This window comes from Alphaproteobacteria bacterium (assembly GCA_041396705.1).
Lineage (GTDB): Bacteria > Pseudomonadota > Alphaproteobacteria > CALKHQ01 > CALKHQ01 > CALKHQ01.
In genome coordinates this window covers 160939-183119 of record JAWKYB010000007.1, presented here as the reverse complement: position 1 = coordinate 183119, position 22181 = coordinate 160939, and the positions used below count along the sequence as shown (strand labels likewise).

The window sequence follows — 22181 nt, the reverse complement described above, 5'->3', positions numbered from 1 at the left end:
TCGCCCTTCCCGGATGGCGATGCCGCACTGAGATGTTCACAGGCGAGGCTTGCCGCATCGCACGCACGTCCCCGCGTCCGACGGCCGGCCCGCAGTGAGGAGGTGCGAGATGGATGCCGAACTGACCTACCTGGCGCTGAGCGCCGGCCTCTGCGCGATCCTGTGGGTGCCCTATGTGCTGGCGCGCGTGTTCGCATGGGGGCTGATGCCCGCCATGGGCTATCCGAAGGATCCGCCGGCGCTGCCGGACTGGGCGCAGCGCAGCTATCGCGCCCACATGAACATGGTCGAGAACCTGGCCGTGTTTGCGGCGCTGGTGCTGGTCGCAAAGCTGGCCGGCGTGACCGACGACATGGTCGGCCTCGGCGCGCTGCTGTTCTTCTGGGCCCGGGTCGCCCACGCGATCGTGTTCGTCGCCGGCATCCCGGTGCTGCGCACGCTCGCCTTCGTGGTGTCGTGGGTCGGCCTGCTGCTGATCTTCGTCGCCGTCATCGGCGCACCCGCCGCGGCCGGCTGAGCCGCCGGCGCCGTTCCTCTTCCGCGCCCGGCGTGGAAGAGGAACGGCCTCACACGTCCAGGTTCGCGACCTTCAGTGCATTGTCGCGGATGAAGTCGCGGCGCGGCTCGACCAGGTCGCCCATCAGCGTGGTGAACACCGCGTCGGCGTCGTCGGCGTGCTTCACCTCGACCCGCAGCAGGGTGCGCGCCTCCGGATCCAGCGTGGTTTCCCACAGCTGGTCGGCGTTCATCTCGCCCAGGCCCTTGAAGCGCTGGATCTTCAGCCCCTTGCGTCCCGCCGCCATTACCGTCTCGAACAGCGCGGTCGGGCCGCTGACGGCGGTCTCGTCCTCCTTGATCGCCAGCACCGCCGGCCGCGCGCCGAACAGCGCCTGCAGCTCGGCCGCGATCTCGTTCAGGCGGCGGGCCTCGCCGCTGCCGAACAGTTCCGGCGGCAGCGCGCAGCGCTGGTCCTCGCCGCGGAACCGCCGCGTGAAGACATAGCCCTCGCGCAGGTCGAACCGCCCCTGCCAGCCGCGGTCGTGTTCGGCCGCCTCCAGCCGGTCGAGCCGCCCGGCGACCTGCACGGCCGCTTCGGCCGCCCGGTCGGCGTCGTCGACGGTCTCGGGATGGAACAGCCCGCCGATCGCCGCCTGCTCGACCACCGCGGGATATCCGGTACGGCCGGCCAGCCCGCGGATCCAGCCATGGGCGCGCCGGGCCTGCTCGACCAGCGCGCGCAGGTCCTCGCCGGCCCGTTGCGCGCCGTCGGCGCCGGTCAACACCGCCCCGGCCAGCACGTTGTCGACCAGGAAGCGCTCCAGCTCGCGGTCGTTCTTCAGATAGCGCGCGCTGCCGCGCTCGCCGCGCTGGGCGCGGTAAAGCGGCGGCTGGGCGATGAAGATGTGGCCGGCGCGGATCAGGTCCGGCATCTGGCGATAGAAGAACGTCAGCAGCAGCGTGCGGATGTGGCTGCCGTCGACGTCCGCGTCGGTCATGATGACGATCTTGTGGTAGCGCAGCTTCGCCAGGTCGAAGTCGTCGCGGATCGAGGTGCCGAGCGCGGTGATCAGCGTGCCGATCTCCGCCGACGACAGCATCTTGTCGAGCCGGGCCCGCTCCACGTTCAGGATCTTGCCGCGCAGCGGCAGGATCGCCTGGAAGGCGCGGTCGCGGCCCTGCTTGGCCGAACCGCCGGCGGAATCGCCCTCGACCAGGAACAGCTCGGACTTGGCCGGGTCGCGTTCCTGGCAGTCGGCCAGCTTGCCGGGCAGCGAGGCAACGTCGAGCGCGGTCTTGCGCCGGGTCAGCTCGCGCGCCTTGCGCGCGGCCTCGCGCGCCGCCGCGGCCTCCGCCACCTTGGTCACGATCTTGCGGGCGTCGGCCGGGTGTTCCTCGAACCACTGGTTCAGCTTGTCGTTGACCACGGACTCGACCACCGGCCGCACCTCGGACGAGACCAGCTTGTCCTTGGTCTGCGACGAAAACTTCGGGTCGGGCACCTTGACCGACAGCACGCAGGTCAGGCCCTCGCGCGCGTCGTCGCCGGTCAGCGTCACCTTCTCCTTCTTCAGTACGCCGGAGGCGGTGGCGTAGCCGTTGATCTGGCGCGTCAGCGCGGCGCGGAACCCGGCCAGGTGGGTGCCGCCGTCGCGCTGCGGGATGTTGTTGGTGAAGCAGAGCACGGTCTCGTGATAGCCGTCGTTCCACTCCATCGCCGCCTCGACCGTGACCCCGTCGCGCTCCGCGGCGATCAGGATCGGCGTGTCGTGCAGCGCGACGCGGTTGCGGTCGAGGTAGCGCACATAGGCGGCGAGCCCGCCTTCGTACAGCAGCTCGACGGTGCGCGCCTGCGCCTCGCGCGCGTCGGTCAGCACCAGGCGGACGCCGGAATTGAGGAACGCCAGCTCGCGCAGCCGGTGCTCCAGCGTCTCGAAGTCGAAATCCGTGTTGGTGAACGTCAGCCGCGACGGCATGAACGTGATCTCGGTGCCGGTGCGCCGCTTGCCGCGCCGCTCGTCGATCGGCGCCTCGCCGACCTCCTGCAGCGGGCCCTCCGGGTCGCCGTGGCGGAAGCGCATCTCGTGGGCCCTGCCGCCGCGCCAGATGCGCAGGTGCAGCCACTCGGCCAGCGCGTTGACGACGGAGACGCCGACCCCGTGCAGACCGCCGGAGACCTTGTAGGAGTTCTGGTCGAACTTCCCGCCGGCGTGCAGCTGGGTCATGATCACCTCGGCCGCCGAAATCCCCTCCTCCTTGTGGATCTCGGTGGGAATGCCGCGGCCGTTGTCGCGCACGGTGACCGACCCGTCGGCGTTCAGCGTCACCTCGGTGACGTCGCAGTAGCCGGCGAGCGATTCGTCGATGGCGTTGTCGACCACCTCGTAGACCATGTGGTGCAGACCGGAGCCGTCGTCGGTGTCGCCGATGTACATGCCCGGCCGCTTGCGCACGGCGTCCAGCCCGCGCAGCACCTTGATGGAATCGGCGCCGTAGCCTGCCGACTCGTCCTGGTCCGGCGCCTGCTGCGGCGCGGGTTCCTGCTGCGTCATCGCCTGTCGTCCCGTCTGATTCGTCCGCTGCCGCCCGGTCAGGCGGCGCTCACCCGTCCGTCGCGAACGGAAAGAAATGTGGCCCGCCCGGCCAGGGCGGTGAAAAGGTCGCGGTCGGCGCCGGTCAGCCAGGCCTGGGCACCCAGCCCGGTCAGCTCGTCGAACAGCGCGGCGCGCCGCCGAGCATCCAGGTGCGCGGCGACCTCGTCCAGCAGCAACAGCGGCGGCAGGCCGTGGTCGGCGGCGATCAGCCGGGCATGGGCCAGCACGGTCGCGATCACCATCGCCTTCTGCTCGCCGGTGGAGCAGGCCTTCGCCTCCTCGCCCGAGCGCGGATGATGGGCGACGAGGTCGCTGCGGTGCGGGCCGACGCCGGCACCGCCATGGGCCGCGTCCTCGGGCCGCCCCGCCGCGAGCGCACCGCGCAGCCGATCCTCGACGACCAGCGCCGGCGCGTCCTCGAGCCAGGCTTCCAGGGTGCCGCTCAGCGCCAGCCGCGGCGCCAGGAACGGACCGGCGGCGTCCGCCAGCACCGCGGACAGGCGCGCGATCAGGTGGTGCCGGGCATGGCAGATGGCAATGCCGGCGGCGGCAAGCCGCTCCTCCAGCACGTCGAGCCAGCGCGGATCGGGCCGCGGCGCCGCCAGCAGGCGGGCCCGTTCGCGCAGCGCGTGCTCGTAGGCGGAGACGCGCCCGACATGCTCCGGGTCGTAGGCCCCGACCAGCCGGTCGAGAAACCGGCGACGGGTCGACGCTGCGTCGGCGAACAGGCGGTCGTGCTCGGGCGTCAGCCAGACCACGGCCAAATGGTCGGCCAGCGCCTGCTGGCTGCGCGCCGGCACGCCGTCGAGGCGGATCAGCCGGCGCTCGCCCTGGCCCTCGCCGGCACCCTCCCGCTCCGGATCGCGGCCGGTCCCGATCCGCACCCGGCCCTGGCTGCCGTCCAGCTCGGCGGAAACCGCCCAGGCCCGGCCGCCGTCGCGCCCGTCCGCCTCCGACAGCCGGCAGCGGCGCAGGCCGCGGCCCGGTGCCAGGAACGACAGCGCCTCGATCACGTTGGTCTTGCCGGCACCGTTCGGCCCGCTCAGCACCACCGGCGCAGCATCGACGCGGATATGGGTGTCGGCATGGTTGCGGAAGGCCGACAGGTCGAGCCGCAGCACGGCGGGCCGGCATGCAGTGGCCGCAACCGCGGCCGGCATGCGCTGCTGGCTGTCGTGTCCGGCCGGTGCCGCTTGCGCCATGCTCACCCTGGTCAGCCGATCCTGCTGCTCGCGTCGCCGCGCGTGCCTACGGCGCCCGGTCAGACGCGCATCGGCATCAGCACGTAGAGCGCGCTCGCATCCGCCGAGTCCTGCACGATCGTGGGCGAGGCGGCGTCGGCCATCGTGAACCGGGCCTCGGAGCCCTCGATCTGCTGGGCGATATCGAGCAGGTAGCGCGAATTGAAGCCGATCTCCAGCACGTCGTTGCGGCCGAAGGTGACCTCCAGCTCCTCGGTCGCCGTGCCGTTGTCCGGGCTCGACGCCGACAGCACCAACGCGGAATTGGACATGCTGAGCTTCACGCCGCGCGACTTCTCCGACGAGATGGTCGAGACCCGGTCGACCGCCTGCGCGAAGGCGGTGCAGTCGACCTCCATCGTCTTGTCGTTGTTGGCCGGGATCACGCGCTGGTAGTCGGGGAAGGTGCCGTCGATCAGCTTCGAGGTCACCTCCAGCGAGTCCACGGTGAAGCGGATGCGCGTCTCCGACAGCGCGACGCGGATCTCGTCGGCCACGTCGTCGATCAGCTTGCGCAACTCGTTGACCGTCTTGCGCGGGATGATCACGCCGGGCATGCCGGCCGCGCCCGACGGCAGCGGCATCTCCACCCGGGCCAGCCGGTGGCCGTCGGTCGCCACCGCCCGCAGCACGTCGAGATCGCCGGACTTGGCGGCGTGGAGATAGATGCCGTTCAGGTAGTAACGCGTCTCCTCGGTCGAGATCGCGAAGCGGGTCCGGTCGATCAGCCCGCGCAGGTCGGCGGCGCCGACCGCAAAGCCGTGCGGCAGGTCGCCGCTGGACAGCATCGGAAAATCCTCGGTCGGCAGGCAGGCGAGCGTGAATCGCGAGCGGCCGGCGGCCAGCGTGATCCGGTTGGCGTCGCCGGACTGGTCGAGCTCCACCTGCGCGCCGTCGGGCAGCTTGCGCACGATCTCGTAGAACGTGTGGGCCGGCACCGTGGTGGCGCCGGCTGCGCCGATGCTGGCCGGGACGGACTCGACGATGGACAGGTCCATGTCGGTCGCGGTCATCTTCAACAGGTCGTCGCGCGCCTCGATCAGCACGTTCGACAGGATCGGGATGGTGTTGCGGCGTTCCACCACGCTCTGGATGTGGGCCAGCGATCTCAACAGCGCGGCGCGTTCGATAACCAGCTTCATTGTGATTCCGCTTCGCCTCTCTTCCATCCCGCGGTGGCGTGGACGGGCCGTCCCCACCTTAATTGCGTCACCGTGACGGCACCAGCCCACCGTGCGCGCCGGGCCGGCGACGCGGGCCGGGCGGCCCGACGATCGCCGCGTTGCGGCGCGGTGTCCTGAGGGATCGCTCGCATGCGCGACTGGGCGGACGGACGCCGGCCCCGCGCCCCCAGACATGGGCGATGCGTAGCACAAGCGCGGCGCGAACCGCAGGGCCGCGCCGCGCTTGTGCCGCACAGTCGAATATCTATATCATAAGCCGCTGGAATCCCAAACGAAATGGCCGGGATTCCGCGGCCGCCGGCGCGACGGCGGCCAGACGCGGAGGTTGGGCGCGGATGGGTGCGGCGACGGGCCGTTCAGCTGCCTTCGAGGATGCGGCGCAGCCGCTCCACATCGTCGGCGAACGAGGCATCGACCAGGCATAGCTCCTCGACCCGGCGAACGGCGTGCATGACCGTGGTATGGTCGCGTCCGCCGAATTTCCGGCCGATTTCCGGCAGCGAGCGCTGGGTCAGCTGCTTGGCCAGGTACATCGCCACCTGCCGCGGCCGCGCCACCTGCCGCGCACGGCGGGCCGACATCATGTCGGCATATTTGACGTTGTAGTGCTCGGCCACCTTGCGCTGGATCTCCTCGATCGAGACCTTGCGGTCGTTGGCCCGCAGCAGGTCGCGCAGCAGCTCCGGCACCACGTCCAGCGTGATCTCGCGCCCGATCAGCGAGGCATGGGCGTCCAGCCGGTTGAGCGCGCCCTCGAGCTCGCGCACGTTGCCGGTGATGCGGTGGGCGATGAATTCCAGCACCTTCTCCGACACCGAGAAGTTCAGCCGCTCGGCCCGGGCCTGCAGGATGCCGAGCCTGAGCTCGTAGTCGGTGGGGTGGATGTCGGCCACCACGCCCCAGCCCAGCCGCGACTTCAGCCGCACCTCCATGCCGTCGAGGTCGGCCGGCGACTTGTCGGCCGACAGCACGATCTGCCGGTTCTCGTCGGCGAGCGCGTTGAAGGTGTGGAAGAACTCCTCCTGGGTGGAATCCTTGCCGCTGATGAACTGGACGTCGTCGATCATCAGCACGTCTGCAGTGCGCAGCTGCTGCTTGAACTCGACGGTGTCGCGATGGCGCAGCGCGGCGATGAAGCGGTACATGAAGTACTCCGCCGACATGTACAGCACCTTGCGCTGCGGGAAGCGCGCGCGCATCTCCCAAGCGATCGCGTGCATCAGGTGGGTCTTGCCCAGGCCGACGCCGCCATACAGGAACAGCGGGTTGAACGGCACCTGCTCGGCCTCGGCGACCCGCCGGGCGGCGGCATAGGCGAATTCGTTCGGCTTGCCGACCACGAAGGTCTCGAAGCGGCAACCCGGATCGAGCGACGCGCCCATCGGCTCGCCGTTGACGGCCTCGCGCGCGGCCGGGCGCCGGACGGCAGCGACGGCCCCGTTCGCGGTCCCATTCGGCGCGGCATCGGTCGCGGCGCCGGAAATGGCGTCATGCTCCGCGGCTTCGCCCGCGTCCTCCGTCTTCACCGACGGGCGCGGCGTCGGCCGCGCCACTACCTCGACGCTGACCGGGTAGCCGGCCTCGTCGCGGCAGTGCTGCCCGATCCGATCCAGGAAATGCGTCGCCACCCAGTCGCGCATGAACCGCGACGGTACGGCCAGCACCATGCCGCGGGGATGGGTTTCGATCAGCTCCAGCGGCTTCAGCCAGCTGCGGAACTCGCTCTCGCCGCATTCGGTGCGCATCCGGCCGCGAACGCGCGCCCACACCATTTCAAGGGACAAGCCGCCATCTGCCATCGCCGTTACCAACCTTCTTCTGGCGGCGCTGGGGGTTGCCGCCAAGCCCGTCGCGAGCATCCTGCCGCCTGCGACCGGCCGGGTTATTGATTGCCGTGCCCCCACCCGGGCAAAGCAATAGCGTCAACGGCCGCGCGCCGGCGCGACCGCCTTTCGGCATCCGTTAAGTCAAATGCCGAAAAAATCCGAATATTCGGGACCTGTACCTGAGGCGATTTCTGTTGGGACGATCCGAACAAAGAACATTGTCTTAATCGCACCCCCTCGAACTGCTTCTTTTTTTGTGCCTCGGCTGAGCACGACCAATGTAGCCCATGCCAATCGCGCTCGCAATAGCCGCCTGCTCGGGGTCGCGAAAAAAAGACGGCTGCGTTGCAAAATGATTGCAGTGCGGGAAATGGGGGATGCGAGCATTCGCATCAACAACAATGACGCCAATCACTTAGACGGCGTCATTGAACATTGTCGCTAGGCTTCGGTGACTGTCACAAAGTCGTCCGCTAACCTGCGCTCGTCACATCCGGTTTTCGGTCGATCGCGGCACGCCCGGGGCGGGCGGCCGCAACTCAGGCGCCCATCGCGTTGATGCGGCGGGCCAGTCCCGAAATCCTACGCGCGGCGGTATTGCGGTGCAAGACGCCTTTGATCACCCCGCGCTGCACCTCCGGCTCGACGATGTCGAACGCGGCGCGCGCGGCGGCGGCGTCGCCGGACGCGATCGCGGCCTCGACCTTGCGGATGAAGGTGCGAATACGGCTGACGCGATTGCGGTTGATGGTCGTGCGCCGCTCGGCGCGGCGAATGCGTTTGCGCGCGGATTTGTGGTGCGCCATTCCCAGGTCCTGATCGAAGGGCTTCCGTCTTGAAGAGGGCGGTTCCTAGCGCCGACCCCGGCGCGAGTCAAGCCATCAATGCCACGGCCGCATGGCGCGGCCGGCAATCAGCGGTGCTTGAAGTGGGGCTGGCGCTTCTCGACAAAGGCGGCCATGCCTTCCTTCTGGTCCTCGGTCGAGAACGCAGCATGGAACAGCCGCCGCTCGAACCGCACGCCCTCGGCCAGGGTCGTCTCATAGGCCCGGTTGACAGCTTCCTTCGCCATCATCGCCGACGGCAGCGACATCTCGGCGATCCGCGTCGCGGTCTTCACCGCTTCGTCGACCAGCTGGTCCAGCGGCAGGATCCGGCTGACCAGGCCGGCCCGCTCGGCCTCCTCGGCGTCCATCATCCGGCCGGTCAGGATCATTTCCATCGCCTTCGACTTGCCGACGAAACGCGTCAGCCGCTGCGAGCCGCCGGCACCCGGCAAGATGCCGATGGTGATCTCCGGCTGGCCGAACTTGGCGTTGTCTGCGGCAAGGATGAAATCGCACATCATCGCGATCTCGCAGCCCCCGCCCAGCGCATAGCCGGCCACCGCGGCGATGACCGGCTTGCGGCAGGTCACGATGCGCTCCCAGTCGGCGGTGACGAAATCCTCGCAATAGGCCTCGACGAAGGTCTTCTCGGCCATCTCCTTGATGTCGGCGCCGGCGCAGAATGCCTTCTCGCTGCCGGTCAGCACGACGGCGCCGATGTCCGGGTTCGCCTCCAGCGCATCCAGGGCGCTGCCCAGCTCGCGCACCAGGCCGGCGCACAGCGCATTCAGGGCCTTGGGCCGGTTCAGCCGGATGATGCCGACGCGGTCGCGCAGTTCCAGTTCGATGAACTCATAGGCCATGGCGGCTCTCCCGGTCGGTGCTGTGGGTACCTGTCGGCGGGCGCGGCGGCAGGGGCCGCCATCCCGGTCGCTCCGCGCGCCGGCCCCTGCCGGCCGGCGGGTCCGCGCGAGCGGTGGCGTGACTACATCATCTCTGCCGGGTCGAACAGAAGAAAGTCGACCGGCCCTGCTGCACGACGCGCTGCACCGCGCAGCGCTTGCGCGCCGCCGCGCAGGCGGGGCACGCCGCGCCCTCGCGGTCGTAGACGGCGAAGCGGTGCTGGAAATAGCCGAGCTCGCCGCTGGTCTGGACATAGTCGCGCAGCGACGACCCGCCGGCGGCGATCGCCTCGTCGAGCACCATGCGGATCGCGTCGACCAGCCGCACCAGCTCGCCGCCGCCGAGCGACCCGGCCGGGCGCAACGGCGAGATGCCGGCCCGGTACAGCGCCTCGCAGACATAGATGTTGCCGAGGCCGGCAACATTGCGCTGGTCGAGCAACGCCGCCTTGATCGCGGTGGCGCGGCCGGCCAGCCGCTCGGCCAGGTGGCCGGCGCTGAATCCGTTGCCGAGCGGCTCCGGCCCCAACGCGGCCAGGTGCGGGTGCTGCGCCAGCCCGTCGCCGTCGGACAGCGAGAAATAGCCGAATCGGCGCGGGTCGTTGAACCGCACCTCCACCCCGCCCTCGGCGCGGAAGATCAGGTGGTCGTGGGTCGCCGCGGCCGGATGCGGCGGCGTCGACACCACCATCCGGCCCGACATGCCGAGATGGCCGACGACGACCGCGCCGTCGTCCATGTGCCACAGCATGTATTTGGCGCGCCGGTCGATCGCCGCGATCCGGCGGCCGCGCAGCCGGGCGGCGAAGCGCGCCGGCAACGGGAAGCGCAGGTCGCGCCGGCGCACGGTCACGTCCTCCAGCCGCCGGCCGCCGATCGCGGCCCGCAGGCCGCGGCACACGGTTTCCACCTCGGGCAGCTCCGGCATGGCCGCGGTTGTAGCAGCCCGCAGGACGGTACGCTATGGTCGCCGCGCCCTGCCGCCCCCGCCCCGGGGCGCCACATCGAGGCTAAGGGAACCGATGGACGACAGCCAGGCCGATACGACCGGCGATGCCGGCGCGACCCGCCCCTTCGGCTATCGCGACGTGGCGCCGGCCGAGAAGACGCGGCTGGTGCGGGCGGTGTTCGATTCGGTGGCGCCGCGCTACGACCTGATGAACGACCTGATGAGCGGCGGCGTGCATCGGCTGTGGAAGAACGCCTTCGTCGCCCAGGTCGCGCCGCGGCCCGGCCAGCTGTGCCTGGACGTCGCCGGCGGCACCGGCGACATCGCCTTCCGCGTCGCCCGCGGCGGCGCCGACGTCGTCGTCTGCGACATCAACGCCAGCATGCTGTCGGTCGGCCGCGACCGTGCGCTCGACCGCGGGCTGGTCAACCTGGACGGTCGCCTGGCCTGGGTCTGCGGCGCCGCCGAGGCCCTGCCTTTGGCCGACCGCTCGGTCGACCTCTATACGATCGCGTTCGGCCTGCGCAACGTGACCGACATCGCCGCGGCGCTGGCCGAGGCGCGGCGCGTGCTCCGTCCCGGCGGGCGCTTCTTCTGCCTGGAATTCAGCCATGTGCGGCTGGCCCCGCTGCGCCGCGCCTATGACGCCTATTCCTTCGGCGTGCTGCCGCGGCTGGGCGCGCTGGTCGCGCGCGACACCGAGTCCTACCGCTACCTCGCCGAGAGCATCCGCCGCTTCCCCGACCAGGAGACGCTGCTCGGGCTGATGGCCGAGGCGGGGCTCGGCCGCGGCCGCTGCCGCAACCTGTCGGGCGGGATCGCGGCGATCCACAGCGCATGGCGGCTGTGAGCCGGCAGGGCTTGCGCGACGGCCGCTGATGTTCCGGACGACCCGCAACGTCTTCCGCCTTCTGCGCATCGCCGGCACGCTGGCCCGGCACGACGCGCTGTTCCCGCTGGAGCAGCTGGGCATCGCGCCCGGCCTGGTCTGGGTCGCCCGCAAGCTGTTCGCCAGCCGCAGCGTCCGCGGCCGGCCCGGCGAGCGGCTGGCGCTGGCCTGCCAGACGCTGGGACCCTCGTTCATCAAGCTGGGCCAGGCGCTGTCGGTGCGCTCCGACCTGATCGGCGAGGACATCGCCGCCGACCTGATCCAGCTGCAGGACCGGCTGCCCGCCTTTCCGGGCACGGTCGCGCGGGCCATCGTCGCCCGCGAGCTCGGCCGGCCGGTGGACGAGGTGTTCCGCCGCTTCGACGACGTACCGGTCGCCGCCGCATCGATCGCCCAGGTCCACTTCGCCGAGACCACTGACGGCGAGCCGGTCGCGGTCAAGGTGCTGCGGCCGACGGTGGAGCGCGAGATCGCGCGGGACCTCGACCTGATGTTCTGGATCGCCGAGCTGGTGGAACGGACCCAGCCGCGACTGCGGCGGCTGAAACCGCTGGAGGTCGCGCGCACCTTCGAGGCCACGGTCAAGATCGAGATGGACCTGCGGATGGAGGCCGCCGCCGCCGATGAGCTGGGCATGAACTTCAAGGACGACCCTGGCTATCGCACGCCGCGGGTCGACTGGGACCGGACCGCGCGCCGGGTGCTGACCATGGAGCGGGTGATGGGCGTGCGCATCGACGATCGCGAGGCGCTGATCGCCGCCGGCCACGACCCCAGCGCGGTGCTGCAGAAATCCGCCGAGAGCTTCTTCTTCCAGGTGTTCCGCGACGGCTTCTTCCATGCCGACATGCACGGCGGCAACGCCTTCGTCACCGCCGACGGCACCGTCGTGCCGATCGACTTCGGCATCATGGGCCGGCTGGCCCGCAAGGACCGGGTCTACCTCGCCGAGCTGCTGGTCGCCTTCCTGCGGGCCGACTACTACGGCGTCGCGGAGGTGCAATGGCGGGCCGGCTACGTGCCGCCCGACGCCGACGTCGAGCTGTTCGCCCAGGCCTGCCGCTCGATCGGCGCGCCGATCTTCGGCAAGCCGACCCGAGATCTCGCTCGCCCGCGTGCTCGGCCAGCTGTTCCAGGTCGCCCGCACCTTCCGCATGGAGGTGCAGCCGCAGCTGCTGCTGCTGCAGAAGACCATGCTGATGGCCGAGGGCATGGGTCTGGCGCTGAACCGCCAGGTCAACATCTGGGAGATGGCCAGACCGCTGATCGAGGGCTGGATGCGCGACGCTTTCGGGCCCGAGGCGCGGGCCGCCGAGGCCCTGCGCGATGCGCTGGATGCGGCCCGCGCGGTGCCGCGGCTGATCGGCAGCGCCGCCTCGCTGGTCGACGACACCGCCGCCAGCGGCCTGCGGCTCCACCCTGAGACCGTGCGGGCGCTGGCGTCCGCCTCGGCCGGACAGCGGATGCGCTGGCTGGTTCCCTTCCTGCTCGGCGCGGCCACCGCGCTTAGTGTCATTGCGGTTGTCGTTGCGCTGATTTCCATGCAATAAGCGCGAATTCCACAGCGTTTCACATGGCGCGTTTGCCATGATTCACCTATTATTGGTGCATACTGTGGTATTTCGACACGCGGCGTCCATCGATGGCCGGGCGCGACGCTGACGGAGCGGGCATGGCTGCGGATCGCCGCGTGCTAGTGATTATTGGCGGAGGTGTCGCCGCCTACAAGGCGCTGGAGACGATCAGGCTGCTGCGCCGGGCGGACATCGGGGTCCGCGTCGTGCTGACGCAGGCGGCCTGCGAGTTCGTGACGCCGCTGTCGGCTTCGGCGCTGAGCGGCGAGAAGGCGTTCCTGCCCCTGTTCGACCTCGGCGACGAGGCGGAGATGGGCCATATCGAGCTCTCCCGCGCGGCCGACCTGATCCTGGTGGTGCCGGCCACCGCCGACCTGCTCGCCAAGATGGCCGCCGGCCTGGCCGACGACCTCGCCTCCACCCTGCTGCTGGCCACCGACGCCCCGGTGATGGCGGCGCCGGCCATGAACGTGCGGATGTGGCAGCATCCCGCCACCCAGGCCAACGTGGCCGCGCTGAAGGGGCGCGGGGTGCGCTTCGCCGGGCCGGTCGACGGCGAGATGGCGTGCGGCGAGTTCGGTCCCGGCCGGATGGCCGAGCCGAGCGACATCGCCGATGCGGTAGCCATGTTCCTGCACCTGTTCCCGGCGAAGACCGGCGACCCGTGGTCGGTCGCGCGCGACACGCTGCGCGGGCGCCGGGCGCTGGTGACCAGCGGTCCGACCCATGAGCCGCTCGATCCGGTGCGCTATCTCGCCAACCGCTCGTCCGGACGGCAGGGCCACGCAATCGCCGCCGCGCTGGCGGGGCTGGGTGCCGAGGTCACGCTGGTCAGCGGCCCGACCGCGCTGTCGCCGCCGCTCGGCGTGCACACCGTGGCCGTCGAGACCGCGGTGGAGATGCGCGATGCCAGCCGCAGGGCCCTGCCCTGCGATGTCGCCGTGATGGCGGCCGCCGTCGCCGACTGGCGGCCGGATGCAATAGCTGAACAAAAGATAAAGAAGAACGACGGCACGACACCGACGATCCAGCTAACGACGAATCCCGATATTCTGGCCGAGATCAGCCGCTTGAAAAAAAAACGTCCCGACCTGGTGATCGGATTCGCGGCCGAGACCGTAGACCTAAGCACAAACGCCAACCGTAAATGGGCCTCGAAGGGGTGCGACTGGATTCTGGCCAACGACGTGTCGCCGGCGAGCGGCACCTTCGGCGGACGCCGCAACCGGGTCACCGTCATCGACGGCGGCACGCCGGAGGTGTGGCCGGAGATGGACAAGGCCGCCGTTGCGGCCGCGCTGGCCCATCGGATCGCCAGGCACTTCGCGGCGGGGAGCGGCGCATGAGCGCGCCCGCGGCCATCGCGGTGGTCCAGCTCGACCATGCCCGCGACCTGCCGTTGCCCGCCTATGCGACCGACGGCAGCGCTGGCGTCGACCTGACGGCGGCGGTCGCCGAGCCGGTCACTCTGGCGCCCGGCGCGCGCGCGCTGGTGCCCACCGGGCTGACCATCGCGCTGCCCGCCGACCACGAGGCCCAGGTCAGGCCCCGCTCGGGCCTGGCCCTCAAGCACGGCATCACCGTGTTGAACAGCCCCGGCACGATCGACGCCGACTATCGCGGCGAGGTCGCGGTGATCCTGTTCAATGCGGGAACCGAGCCGTTCGTCGTCTCCCGGGGCATGCGCATCGCTCAGATGGTGGTGGCCCCGGTCAGCCGGCTGCAGTGGCAGCGCGTCGAAGCGCTGCCCGCCAGCGGTCGCAGCACCGGCGGATTCGGATCCACTGGCGACCGTATATGACCTTTTTGTGTACCATTTGGTGAACCGGTTAACCCAGCCATGTTGAAGACTCCCCGCAAGCTGCTCTGTGCCTATGAAGCCGTGGTCGACATCGCCCTGCGCGCCGGCCCCAATCCGGTCCAGAGCGCCGAACTGACCGAGCGGCAGGGCATCCCGCGCCGCTATCTGGAACAGGTGCTGCAGCGCCTGGTCCGTGCCAAGATCCTGGTCGGCGTGCGCGGTCCGCGCGGCGGCTATCGCCTCGCGCGCGAGCGTCGCCGCATCACGCTCGGCGAGATCACGCGCGTCCTCGCCGACATCGACGACGGCGATGTCGGGTTCGGCCAGGGCGAGCATTCGCCGATGTCGCAGAACGTCATCATCCCGCTTTGGGAAAAGATGCAGGACGCGCTGCTGGGCGAGCTCGACGAGATCACGATCGAGGACCTCTGCGCCCAGGCCCGCACCAGCGGCGTCGCCAGCAACGCGCAGGTCGCCGACTACGCCATCTGAGCCGCCGACGGCGCGGCCCGGCCGCGCCGTCGGCGACCGCCTGCTTGCCTGCTCGACCCCCGGCAAACATTTGCTATGGTGTGTCGCGCATATTCGCAGGAGGAGACGACGATGGCACCAGCCGATATTGCCAGCCATTTCGCCGCGCCGCGCGGCCGGATCTACGACAGTTTCCTGGCAACGATCGGCGGCACGCCGCTGGTGCGCCTGCCGCGGCTGGCCGCGGCCGAATCGCTGAAGTCCGACCTGCTCGCCAAGCTGGAGTTCTTCAACCCGCTGGCCTCGGTCAAGGACCGCATCGGCCTGGCGATGATCGACGCCATGGAGAAGGCGGGCCGGATCGCGCCGGGCAGGACCACCCTGATCGAGCCGACCAGCGGCAACACCGGCATCGCTCTGGCCTTCGTCGCCGCCGCGCGCGGCTACAAACTGATCCTGGTAATGCCCGAGACGATGTCGATCGAGCGGCGCAAGATGCTGGCGCTGCTCGGCGCCGAGCTGGTGCTGACCGAGGGCGCCAAGGGCATGCGCGGCGCCATCGACAAGGCGAACGAGATGCTGGCCGCGACGGCCGACGCCGTCATCCCGCAGCAGTTCGAGAACCCGGCCAACCCGGAGGTGCACCGCCACACCACCGCCGAGGAGATCTGGGCCGACACCGATGGCAAGGTCGACGTCGTGGTCAGCGGCATCGGCACCGGCGGCACCATCACCGGCGTCGGCGAGGTGCTGAAGGCCCGCAAGCCCTCGGTGCGCGTGGTCGCGGTGGAGCCGGAGGACAGCCCGGTGCTGTCCGGCGGGGCGCCGGGACCGCACAAGATCCAGGGCATCGGCGCCGGCTTCGTGCCGAAGATCCTCAACACCTCGGTCTATGACGAGATCGTCCAGGTCGCCAATGAATCCGCCTTTGCCATGGCCCGGCGCATCGCCAGGCTGGAAGGCCTGCCGGTCGGCATCTCGTCGGGCGCGGCGCTGGTCGCCGGGCTGGAAGTCGCCAAGCGGCCGGACATGGCAGGCAAGCAGATCGTAGTGGTGATCCCGTCGTTCGCCGAGCGCTATCTCTCCACCGCCCTGTTCGAGGGGCTCGGCTTCTGAGCCGCGGCCGGTCCGGCGCATGGTCGAGCTGACCGACGCCCAGTTCGAGCGCTACGCCCGCCACCTGATTCTCGACGAGGTCGGCGAAGCGGGACAGGCGCGCCTGCTCGGCGCGCGCGTCGCCCTGATCGGCGCCGGCGGGCTCGGCGCGCCGGCGGCGCTCTATCTTGCTGCGGCCGGCATCGGCCGGCTGACGCTGATCGACGACGATGCGGTCGAATTGTCGAACCTGCAGCGGCAGGTGATCCACGCCACGGCGATGGTCGGCCGGCCGAAGACCGAGAGCGCGGCCGCCACCCTGGCGGCGGTGAACCCCGACATCGCGGTCGCCCAGGACCGCCGCCGGCTGACCGCGGACAACGCCGCCGACCTGCTCGCGGGCCACGACGTCGTGCTGGACGGCAGCGACAATTTCGCGACGCGCTATGCCGCCAACGACGCCTGTTTCCGGCTTGGCATTCCGCTGGTGTCCGGTGCGTTGCTGCGGTTCGAGGCCCAGGTCGGCCTGTTCCAGGCCCATCTCGGCCCGCCGCATCCGTGCTATCGCTGCCTGTTCCCGGCGCCGCCGCCGGCGGACCTGGTGCCGCGCTGCGACCAGGCCGGCATCCTCGGCGCGGTCGCCGGCGTCGCCGGCACCATCATGGCGGTCGAGACGCTGAAGCTGCTGCTCGGCCTGGGCGACGATCTGTCGGGCCGGCTACTGCTCTACGACGCGCTCGGCCCGACATTCACGACCATGCGCGCCGGCCGCGACCCGCAGTGCAGCCTGTGCGCCGGCGCGGGAGCGGGACCGGTCAGCAGCCCGGCGGCGTGACCGCCGCGACGGTCGGGCCGCGCACCACGTCGGGGCTGCGCCCGCCGCGGATCACCACCACCTGCCAGCCGCCGCCGACCGGGCAGTCCTTCGCCCCGGCCACCGCCGTGCCGTCGAGGCCCAGCGTCGGATCGGCGCCGGCCGCCGGTTCAAGCGCCTCCAGCGCCAGCCGCGACGGTGACGGTGCGTCGAAATCCGGGTGCGGATTGAGAATCACCTGGCCTTGCGGCGCGACCCTGACGAACGGGTGGGCGAAGTCGTCCGCCGGCAACGGCTCCGTCGCCCATGCCGGCGGCGCGAAAGCGACGCCGATCGTTACGGCCAGCAGCCGCCATCCTTGCCGAAGACCCGAAGTCCGGACCATCGCTTCCCCCCGCGATCGCTCCCCTCTGCGCGCAGTCTAGGCGCGCCGGCGCGCCGCGACAATCGGCTTCGCCGGTCAGAACTCGGTGGCGAGAACCCGGTCGGGCGGGGTGTGGCCGTCGGCGAAGCTCTGGATGTTGAGCACGACGCGCTCGCCCATGGCGACCCGACCCTCGATGGTCGCCGACCCCATGTGCGGCAGCAGCACCACATTGCCCAGCTGCAGGAGCCGCGGGTTGACCGCCGGTTCGTGCTCGAACACGTCGAGGCCGGCGCCGGCCAGCTCTCCGGCCGCCAGCCGCTCCACCAGCGCGTCCTCGTCAATCACCTCGCCGCGCGAGGTGTTGACCAGATAGGCGTGCGGTGCCAGCAGCGCCAGCCGGCGCGCGTTGAGCAGGTGATAGGTGGCCGGCGTGCGCGGACAGTTGACCGAGACGATGTCGACATGCCCCAGCATCTGGTCGAGGCTGGACCAGTAGGTCGCCTCCAGCTCCGCCTCGGTGTCCGGATGAACGCGGTTGCGGTTGTGATAGTGGATGGCGAGGCCGAAGCCGCGTGCCCGCCGCGCCACCGCCTGGCCGATCCGGCCCATGCCGACGATGCCCAGCCGTTTGCCGGTGATGCGGCGGCCCAGCATCGTCGTCGGGCCCCAGCCGGTCCACTGGCCGGCGCGGATCAGCCGCTCGCCCTCGGTCAGCCGCCGCGGCACCGCCAGGATCAGCGCCATGGTCATGTCGGCGGTATCGTCGGTCAGCACGCCGGGCGTGTTGGTGACCGTGATCCGGCGCGCCTTGGCCGCGGCCAGATCGATATGGTCGACGCCGGTTCCGAACGAGGCGATCAGCTTGAGGTCGGGGCCGGCGGCGGCCAGCGCGGCGGCATCGATCCGGTCGGTGACGGTCGGCACCAGCACCTCGGCCTGCGCCATCGCCGCGGCGAGTTCGGCCGGCGCGAGCGGATGGTCGTCGCCGTTCAGCCGCGCGTCGAACAGCTCCATCAACCGGGTCTCGATGATCTCCGGCAGTTTGCGGGTGACGTGCACCTTCAGGCTGCGATGCGTCATCGGCTGGCGCTGGCTCCGGGCGCGGCTGCTGCCAAGCGGTTAGCAAGCCGCTCCCGCGATGTCCAGCCGGCTCGCGCCGGTTGACCCCGTCCGGCCTGCGGTGCACATGGATGGACCGCAGACGACCCCCGTCCGCGAGTCGACACCCGCCCGCCCGCCGGGTGCCGTGCGACGCCGCGGCGCCGCGACAGGCATGCACGATGGCGGATCCGACGCCCGACCCGACCAGCGACCAGACGGTCCCGTTTCGCCGGCGCCTGATCAAGGGCGGAATCCTGATCCTGTTCGCGCTGCTGCTGGCGCTGGCCGCCTTCCTGCGCGACCGGCCGGCCCATGCCGATTCCGACCTGCCGGTGCCGCGCTTCGTGTCGATCAAGTCGAGCCCGGCCAATGTCCGCCGCGGCCCCGGCCGCGACCATGAGATCCTGTGGGTCTATCGCCAGGCGCCGCTGCCGGTCGAGATCATCGCCGAGCACCAGGACTGGCGCCGCATCCGCGACTGGGACGGCGACGAGGGCTGGATCTATCAGGCGCTGCTGTCCAGCCGCCGCAGCGTGATCGTGACCGGACAGACCGCCACCTTGCGCGCCGCGCCCGACCCCGCGGCCGCCGCGGTGGCGCTGGCCGAGCCCGGCGTGGTCGCCAACCTGGTGCGGTGCGACGGCGACTGGTGCGAGGTCGAGGCGGACGGCCGCGACGGCTGGGTCACACGCGACGCCGTGTGGGGCGTCTATCCGGACGAGGCGGTCGGCAACGACTGACCGCGTGGCAATTGCCACGCCGCCGCGTGAGCGGCCGTGGCATTGGGCTGCCGCCCGAAGCGCCGCCGGACTCGATGGCGCGCAGCCGACGGCCGGACCGACCAGGGGGGATTCGCAATGAAGCGCATGGGCAGCGCCGCAGCACTGGCGGCGGCGGTTTCCGTCTCCGCGGCAGCCGCCGCCGAGCCGCTGAAGGTCGGCTTCGTCTATCTGGGGCCGATCAGCGACCATGGCTGGACCTACCAGCACGAACAGGGCCGCCTGGCGGTCGAGGCGCATTTCGGCGCCGCGGTCGAGACCACCTATGTCGAGAACGTGGCCGACGGCGCCGACTCCGAGCGCGTGATCCGCAACCTGGCCGCCGGCGGATACGACATCGTCTTCGCCACCTCGTTCGGCTACATGAACGGCGCGCTCGCCGTGGCCGAGGCCTATCCCGGCGTGGTGATCGAGCATGCCACCGGCTACAAACGCGCCGCCAACATGGGCACCTACATGGCGGCCAGCCACGAGGGGCGCTATGTCGCCGGCTTCGTCGCCGGCCACGTCACCGAGACCGGCCTGGTCGGCTACATCGCGTCCTTTCCGATCCCCGAGGTGATCCGCGACATCAACGCGGTGATGCTGGGGCTGCAGGCGTCCAACCCCGACGCGCGGCTGCAGGTCATCTGGCTCAACACCTGGTTCGACCCGGGCAAGGAACGCGAGGCGGCCGATGCGCTGATCGCCCAGGGGGTCGACGTGCTGATGCAGCATACCGACAGCGCGGCACCGATGCAGGCAGCGGAAGAGGCCGGCGTCCACGCGATCGGCTATGCCTCGGACATGTCGCAGTTCGGGCCGCATGCACATCTGCTGTCGGTGATCAACAATTGGGCGCCGTTCTATGTCGACGTCGTCCAGGACGTGATGGACGGCACCTGGCAGTCGCAGGACTTCTGGGGCGGGATCAGCGACGACGTGGTGGCGGTGCGCGGGCTCAACGAGGCCTTACCGGCCGACGTCCGCGCAGAGGCCGAGGCGATCGTCGCCTCGATGGCGGACGACAGCTTCCATCCGTTCACCGGTCCGCTGTACGACCAGCGGGGGGCGGAACGCGTCGCGGCCGGTCACGTGATGAGCGATGCCGAGCTGGCGGCGATGGACTGGTTCGTCCGCGGGATCGAGCAGCCGCTGCCCTAGCGGACAGGGGCGCTGCAGCCGCGCCGCGTGACGAAACAGGTGCATCGCTGGCGCGCTTGTTGCACATTCTCGTGCAACCGGCACCGCCGCGATCGGGCGGGGACGATGCCGGAGCCACGCACCCAGAGGGGGACTCGGATGGAGAGCATGATTCGCACCGCGCTCGGGCTGGCATTCGCCACCGCGCTGGCCGGCACCGCGCTGGCCGACGACCCGATGAAGGTCGGTTTCGTCTATGTCGGACCGGTCGGCGACTTCGGCTGGTCCTACCAGCACGACCAGGGCCGTCTGGCCGTGCAGGAGCACTTCGGCGATGCGGTCGAGACCACCTTCGTCGAGAACGTCAGCGAAGGCGCCGACGCCGAACGCGTGATCCGCAACCTGGCGGCGAGCGGCCACAAGCTGATCTTCACAACGTCGTTCGGCTTCATGAACCCCACCGCCGCGGTGGCGCAGCAGTTCCCCGACGTGATCTTCGAGCACGCCACCGGTTACAAGCGGGCCGACAACCTGGGCACCTACCTGTCGCTGACCTACGAGGGCCGCTACGTCTCCGGCTATACCGCGGCCAGCGTCACCCAGACCGGCGTGGTCGGCTACATCGGATCCTTCCCGATCCCGGAAGTGATCCGCGACATCAACTCGGTCATGCTGGGCATGCAGTCGGTCAACCCCGACGCCGAGCTCAAGGTGGTCTGGGTCAACACCTGGTACGATCCCGGCAAGGAGCGCGAGGCGGCCGAGGCGCTGATGAACCAGGGCGCCGACGTGATCATCCAGCACACCGACAGCCCGGCGGCGATGCAGGCGGCCGAGGAAGCCGGCATCCGCGCGGTCGGGCAGGCATCTGACATGTCGCAGTTCGGCCCGAACGCTCACCTTTTCTCGGTGGTCGACGAATGGGGTGGCTTCTACATCGACACCGTGCAGGCGGTGATGGACGGCACCTGGCAGTCCGAGGACGTCTGGGGCGGCATCGGCGACGGCATGATCGTCGTGGCCGCGGTCAACGACAACCTGCCAGACGACGTCAAGGCCGGCATCGCCGACCTGGTGACCCGCATCGGCGACGGCAGCTTCCACCCGTTCACCGGGCCGATCTACGACCAGGAGGGCGTGGAGAGGATCGCGGCCGGCGAGGTGATAGCCAACGAGGAGCTGGCCGGCATGGACTGGTACGTCCAGGGCGTCGGCGACACGCTGCCCTGACCCGCATGCGCGCCCGGTGGACGCCGAGCGTCCGCCGGGCCCTCGCGACGAGCCGACGGCCATGCCCTGCAACGACCCGGTGATCCTGAACCTGTGGCACGTGCTGGCGGCGGTGGAAGACATTCCCGCCGCCGGCGCCGAGACCGTGTTGCTGGACGAGCGGCTCGGATACCGCCTCGACGCCGGTGCGCCGCGGGTGTGGCGCACGGCGTCACCGGGCGCGGCCCTGCCGGCGCAGCTGGCGTTCGGCTATCTGTGGACCGTTCTCGGCGCTGAGCCGCAGCCGCTGTTCGACATCCCGGAGATGGACGAGCCCGACCGGCGCAACGTCCACACCGGTACCATCGGCGTTGCCGTGTCGGCGCCGCGCGCGGTCGAGAATTTTCTCGACATGGGCCACTTCCCGTTCGTCCACACCGACATCCTCGGCGTCGAGCCGCACACCGAGGTTCTGGACTACCGCATCGTGGCGGACGCGGCGGAGGTACGGGCCGTCGATTGCGAGTTCTGGCAGCCGCAGGCGGCGGCCAATTCGCTGGGCGGGGCCAAGACCGAGTACATCTACCGCGTGCCGCACCCCTATTGCTCGGTGCTGTACAAGACGTCGGGGCGGGACCGGACCCGCAACGACATCGTGGCGCTGCTGGGCCAGCCTGTCGGCGAGGAACGGGTGCGCGCCCACCTGCTGATGTCGGTGATCGACGACGTCAGCTCGGACACCGACATCCGCGCCTTCCAGCAGACCATTTTCGGCCAGGACAAGCCGATCCTGGAGAACCAGCTGCCGAAGCGGCTGCCACTGGACCCGCGGGCCGAAACGCCGCTCCGTTCCGACCGCACCTCGGTCGCCTACCGGCGCTGGCTTGCCGAGCGGGGCGTGCGCTACGGCGTGATCCCCGCTGCCGCGGCATGACGGC

21 protein-coding genes are annotated in these 22181 nt (G+C 70.4%); 12 read left to right on the top strand and 9 right to left on the bottom strand.

The genetic code is table 11. From position 1 onward, the window contains the following. Window positions 1-109: 109 nt before the first annotated feature. A complete protein-coding gene (locus R3F55_11990) occupies window positions 110-517 on the top strand; it encodes an MAPEG family protein (protein MEZ5668133.1) in 408 nt (135 codons plus the stop codon). Window positions 518-566: 49 nt separating this feature from the next. Here R3F55_11990 and gyrB read toward each other — a convergent pair whose 3' ends face one another. From gyrB to mutM, 7 genes are all read right to left on the bottom strand, one after another. Beyond that, on the bottom strand, window positions 567-3050 hold the full coding sequence (gene gyrB, locus R3F55_11985; GenBank protein MEZ5668132.1) for a DNA topoisomerase (ATP-hydrolyzing) subunit B: 2484 nt from the start codon (window positions 3048-3050) through the stop codon (window positions 567-569). Between the two features lie 38 nt (window positions 3051-3088). Beyond that, the gene (gene recF, locus R3F55_11980) at window positions 3089-4294 is read right to left on the bottom strand and encodes a DNA replication/repair protein RecF (protein ID MEZ5668131.1); all 1206 of its coding nucleotides are present in this window, start codon (window positions 4292-4294) and stop codon (window positions 3089-3091) included. 59 nt (window positions 4295-4353) lie between these two features. Beyond that, window positions 4354-5475, bottom strand: a complete 1122-nt coding sequence (gene dnaN, locus R3F55_11975; protein ID MEZ5668130.1) for a DNA polymerase III subunit beta — start codon at window positions 5473-5475, stop codon at window positions 4354-4356. A gap of 398 nt (window positions 5476-5873) precedes the next feature. After that, the gene (gene dnaA / locus R3F55_11970) at window positions 5874-7316 is read right to left on the bottom strand and encodes a chromosomal replication initiator protein DnaA (GenBank protein MEZ5668129.1); all 1443 of its coding nucleotides are present in this window, start codon (window positions 7314-7316) and stop codon (window positions 5874-5876) included. 566 nt (window positions 7317-7882) lie between these two features. After that, window positions 7883-8149 carry a 30S ribosomal protein S20 gene (gene rpsT / locus R3F55_11965; GenBank protein MEZ5668128.1) on the bottom strand — a complete coding sequence of 89 codons (267 nt, stop codon included), beginning with the start codon at window positions 8147-8149 and terminating at the stop codon, window positions 7883-7885. A gap of 107 nt (window positions 8150-8256) precedes the next feature. Next, the gene (locus R3F55_11960; GenBank protein MEZ5668127.1) at window positions 8257-9033 is read right to left on the bottom strand and encodes an enoyl-CoA hydratase; all 777 of its coding nucleotides are present in this window, start codon (window positions 9031-9033) and stop codon (window positions 8257-8259) included. A 127-nt stretch (window positions 9034-9160) separates the two neighbouring features. Next, window positions 9161-10000 carry a bifunctional DNA-formamidopyrimidine glycosylase/DNA-(apurinic or apyrimidinic site) lyase gene (gene mutM, locus R3F55_11955; GenBank protein MEZ5668126.1) on the bottom strand — a complete coding sequence of 280 codons (840 nt, stop codon included), beginning with the start codon at window positions 9998-10000 and terminating at the stop codon, window positions 9161-9163. Window positions 10001-10094: 94 nt separating this feature from the next. Here mutM and R3F55_11950 point away from each other — a divergent pair, with 94 nt between their 5' ends. The 7 genes from R3F55_11950 to moeB all read left to right on the top strand — a co-directional run bounded on the left by R3F55_11950 (window position 10095) and on the right by moeB (window position 16686). Further along, on the top strand, window positions 10095-10871 hold the full coding sequence (locus tag R3F55_11950; protein ID MEZ5668125.1) for a class I SAM-dependent methyltransferase: 777 nt from the start codon (window positions 10095-10097) through the stop codon (window positions 10869-10871). 28 nt (window positions 10872-10899) lie between these two features. Further along, the gene (locus R3F55_11945) at window positions 10900-12333 is read left to right on the top strand and encodes an AarF/UbiB family protein (GenBank protein ID MEZ5668124.1); all 1434 of its coding nucleotides are present in this window, start codon (window positions 10900-10902) and stop codon (window positions 12331-12333) included. A 249-nt stretch (window positions 12334-12582) separates the two neighbouring features. After that, the gene (gene coaBC, locus R3F55_11940) at window positions 12583-13830 is read left to right on the top strand and encodes a bifunctional phosphopantothenoylcysteine decarboxylase/phosphopantothenate--cysteine ligase CoaBC (GenBank protein ID MEZ5668123.1); all 1248 of its coding nucleotides are present in this window, start codon (window positions 12583-12585) and stop codon (window positions 13828-13830) included. Further along, complete coding sequence (gene dut, locus R3F55_11935) at window positions 13827-14285, top strand: dUTP diphosphatase (GenBank protein ID MEZ5668122.1); 459 nt, start codon at window positions 13827-13829, stop codon at window positions 14283-14285. Before coaBC ends, dut begins: the two co-directional genes overlap by 4 nt. A 39-nt stretch (window positions 14286-14324) precedes the next feature. Further along, on the top strand, window positions 14325-14777 hold the full coding sequence (locus R3F55_11930; GenBank protein ID MEZ5668121.1) for an Rrf2 family transcriptional regulator: 453 nt from the start codon (window positions 14325-14327) through the stop codon (window positions 14775-14777). Window positions 14778-14888: 111 nt separating this feature from the next. Beyond that, window positions 14889-15872, top strand: a complete 984-nt coding sequence (gene cysK / locus R3F55_11925; GenBank protein MEZ5668120.1) for a cysteine synthase A — start codon at window positions 14889-14891, stop codon at window positions 15870-15872. Window positions 15873-15891: 19 nt separating this feature from the next. Then, a complete protein-coding gene (gene moeB, locus R3F55_11920) occupies window positions 15892-16686 on the top strand; it encodes a molybdopterin-synthase adenylyltransferase MoeB (GenBank protein ID MEZ5668119.1) in 795 nt (264 codons plus the stop codon). On the opposite strand, the gene R3F55_11915 is transcribed toward moeB, so the two are convergent. Together R3F55_11915 and R3F55_11910 are read right to left on the bottom strand one after the other, a co-directional pair. Further along, window positions 16667-16957, bottom strand: a complete 291-nt coding sequence (locus R3F55_11915; protein MEZ5668118.1) for a hypothetical protein — start codon at window positions 16955-16957, stop codon at window positions 16667-16669. The genes moeB and R3F55_11915 overlap by 20 nt on opposite strands. 168 nt (window positions 16958-17125) lie before the next feature. Further along, window positions 17126-18112 carry a D-glycerate dehydrogenase gene (locus R3F55_11910; protein ID MEZ5668117.1) on the bottom strand — a complete coding sequence of 329 codons (987 nt, stop codon included), beginning with the start codon at window positions 18110-18112 and terminating at the stop codon, window positions 17126-17128. Between the two features lie 200 nt (window positions 18113-18312). Here R3F55_11910 and R3F55_11905 point away from each other — a divergent pair, with 200 nt between their 5' ends. The 4 genes from R3F55_11905 to R3F55_11890 all read left to right on the top strand — a co-directional run bounded on the left by R3F55_11905 (window position 18313) and on the right by R3F55_11890 (window position 22177). Continuing rightward, window positions 18313-18873 (top strand): SH3 domain-containing protein, encoded by a 561-nt coding sequence (locus R3F55_11905; protein ID MEZ5668116.1) that lies wholly within the window; start codon window positions 18313-18315, stop codon window positions 18871-18873. Between the two features lie 117 nt (window positions 18874-18990). Further along, window positions 18991-20055, top strand: a complete 1065-nt coding sequence (locus tag R3F55_11900) for a BMP family ABC transporter substrate-binding protein (protein ID MEZ5668115.1) — start codon at window positions 18991-18993, stop codon at window positions 20053-20055. A 147-nt stretch (window positions 20056-20202) separates the two neighbouring features. Then, window positions 20203-21264 carry a BMP family ABC transporter substrate-binding protein gene (locus R3F55_11895; protein ID MEZ5668114.1) on the top strand — a complete coding sequence of 354 codons (1062 nt, stop codon included), beginning with the start codon at window positions 20203-20205 and terminating at the stop codon, window positions 21262-21264. Between the two features lie 61 nt (window positions 21265-21325). Beyond that, a complete protein-coding gene (locus R3F55_11890) occupies window positions 21326-22177 on the top strand; it encodes an aromatic ring-hydroxylating dioxygenase subunit alpha (protein MEZ5668113.1) in 852 nt (283 codons plus the stop codon). Window positions 22178-22181 lie beyond the last annotated feature (4 nt).

Excerpts from the sequence above, each read along its gene's own strand:
- R3F55_11910 (MEZ5668117.1), bottom strand. The coding sequence starts at position 18,112 with ATGACGCATCGCAGCCTGAAGGTGCACGTCACCCGCAAACTGCCGGAG.
- mutM (MEZ5668126.1), bottom strand. The coding sequence starts at position 10,000 with ATGCCGGAGCTGCCCGAGGTGGAAACCGTGTGCCGCGGCCTGCGGGCC.
- R3F55_11930 (MEZ5668121.1), top strand. The coding sequence starts at position 14,325 with ATGTTGAAGACTCCCCGCAAGCTGCTCTGTGCCTATGAAGCCGTGGTC.
- R3F55_11990 (MEZ5668133.1), top strand. The coding sequence starts at position 110 with ATGGATGCCGAACTGACCTACCTGGCGCTGAGCGCCGGCCTCTGCGCG.
- recF (MEZ5668131.1), bottom strand. The coding sequence starts at position 4,294 with ATGGCGCAAGCGGCACCGGCCGGACACGACAGCCAGCAGCGCATGCCG.
- R3F55_11905 (MEZ5668116.1), top strand. The coding sequence starts at position 18,313 with ATGGCGGATCCGACGCCCGACCCGACCAGCGACCAGACGGTCCCGTTT.
- R3F55_11945 (MEZ5668124.1), top strand. The coding sequence starts at position 10,900 with ATGTTCCGGACGACCCGCAACGTCTTCCGCCTTCTGCGCATCGCCGGC.
- dnaA (MEZ5668129.1), bottom strand. The coding sequence starts at position 7,316 with ATGGCAGATGGCGGCTTGTCCCTTGAAATGGTGTGGGCGCGCGTTCGC.
- R3F55_11960 (MEZ5668127.1), bottom strand. The coding sequence starts at position 9,033 with ATGGCCTATGAGTTCATCGAACTGGAACTGCGCGACCGCGTCGGCATC.
- gyrB (MEZ5668132.1), bottom strand. The coding sequence starts at position 3,050 with ATGACGCAGCAGGAACCCGCGCCGCAGCAGGCGCCGGACCAGGACGAG.
- dnaN (MEZ5668130.1), bottom strand. The coding sequence starts at position 5,475 with ATGAAGCTGGTTATCGAACGCGCCGCGCTGTTGAGATCGCTGGCCCAC.
- coaBC (MEZ5668123.1), top strand. The coding sequence starts at position 12,583 with ATGGCTGCGGATCGCCGCGTGCTAGTGATTATTGGCGGAGGTGTCGCC.
- cysK (MEZ5668120.1), top strand. The coding sequence starts at position 14,889 with ATGGCACCAGCCGATATTGCCAGCCATTTCGCCGCGCCGCGCGGCCGG.
- R3F55_11890 (MEZ5668113.1), top strand. The coding sequence starts at position 21,326 with ATGCCCTGCAACGACCCGGTGATCCTGAACCTGTGGCACGTGCTGGCG.
- moeB (MEZ5668119.1), top strand. The coding sequence starts at position 15,892 with ATGGTCGAGCTGACCGACGCCCAGTTCGAGCGCTACGCCCGCCACCTG.
- dut (MEZ5668122.1), top strand. The coding sequence starts at position 13,827 with ATGAGCGCGCCCGCGGCCATCGCGGTGGTCCAGCTCGACCATGCCCGC.
- R3F55_11895 (MEZ5668114.1), top strand. The coding sequence starts at position 20,203 with ATGATTCGCACCGCGCTCGGGCTGGCATTCGCCACCGCGCTGGCCGGC.
- rpsT (MEZ5668128.1), bottom strand. The coding sequence starts at position 8,149 with ATGGCGCACCACAAATCCGCGCGCAAACGCATTCGCCGCGCCGAGCGG.
- R3F55_11950 (MEZ5668125.1), top strand. The coding sequence starts at position 10,095 with ATGGACGACAGCCAGGCCGATACGACCGGCGATGCCGGCGCGACCCGC.
- R3F55_11900 (MEZ5668115.1), top strand. The coding sequence starts at position 18,991 with ATGAAGCGCATGGGCAGCGCCGCAGCACTGGCGGCGGCGGTTTCCGTC.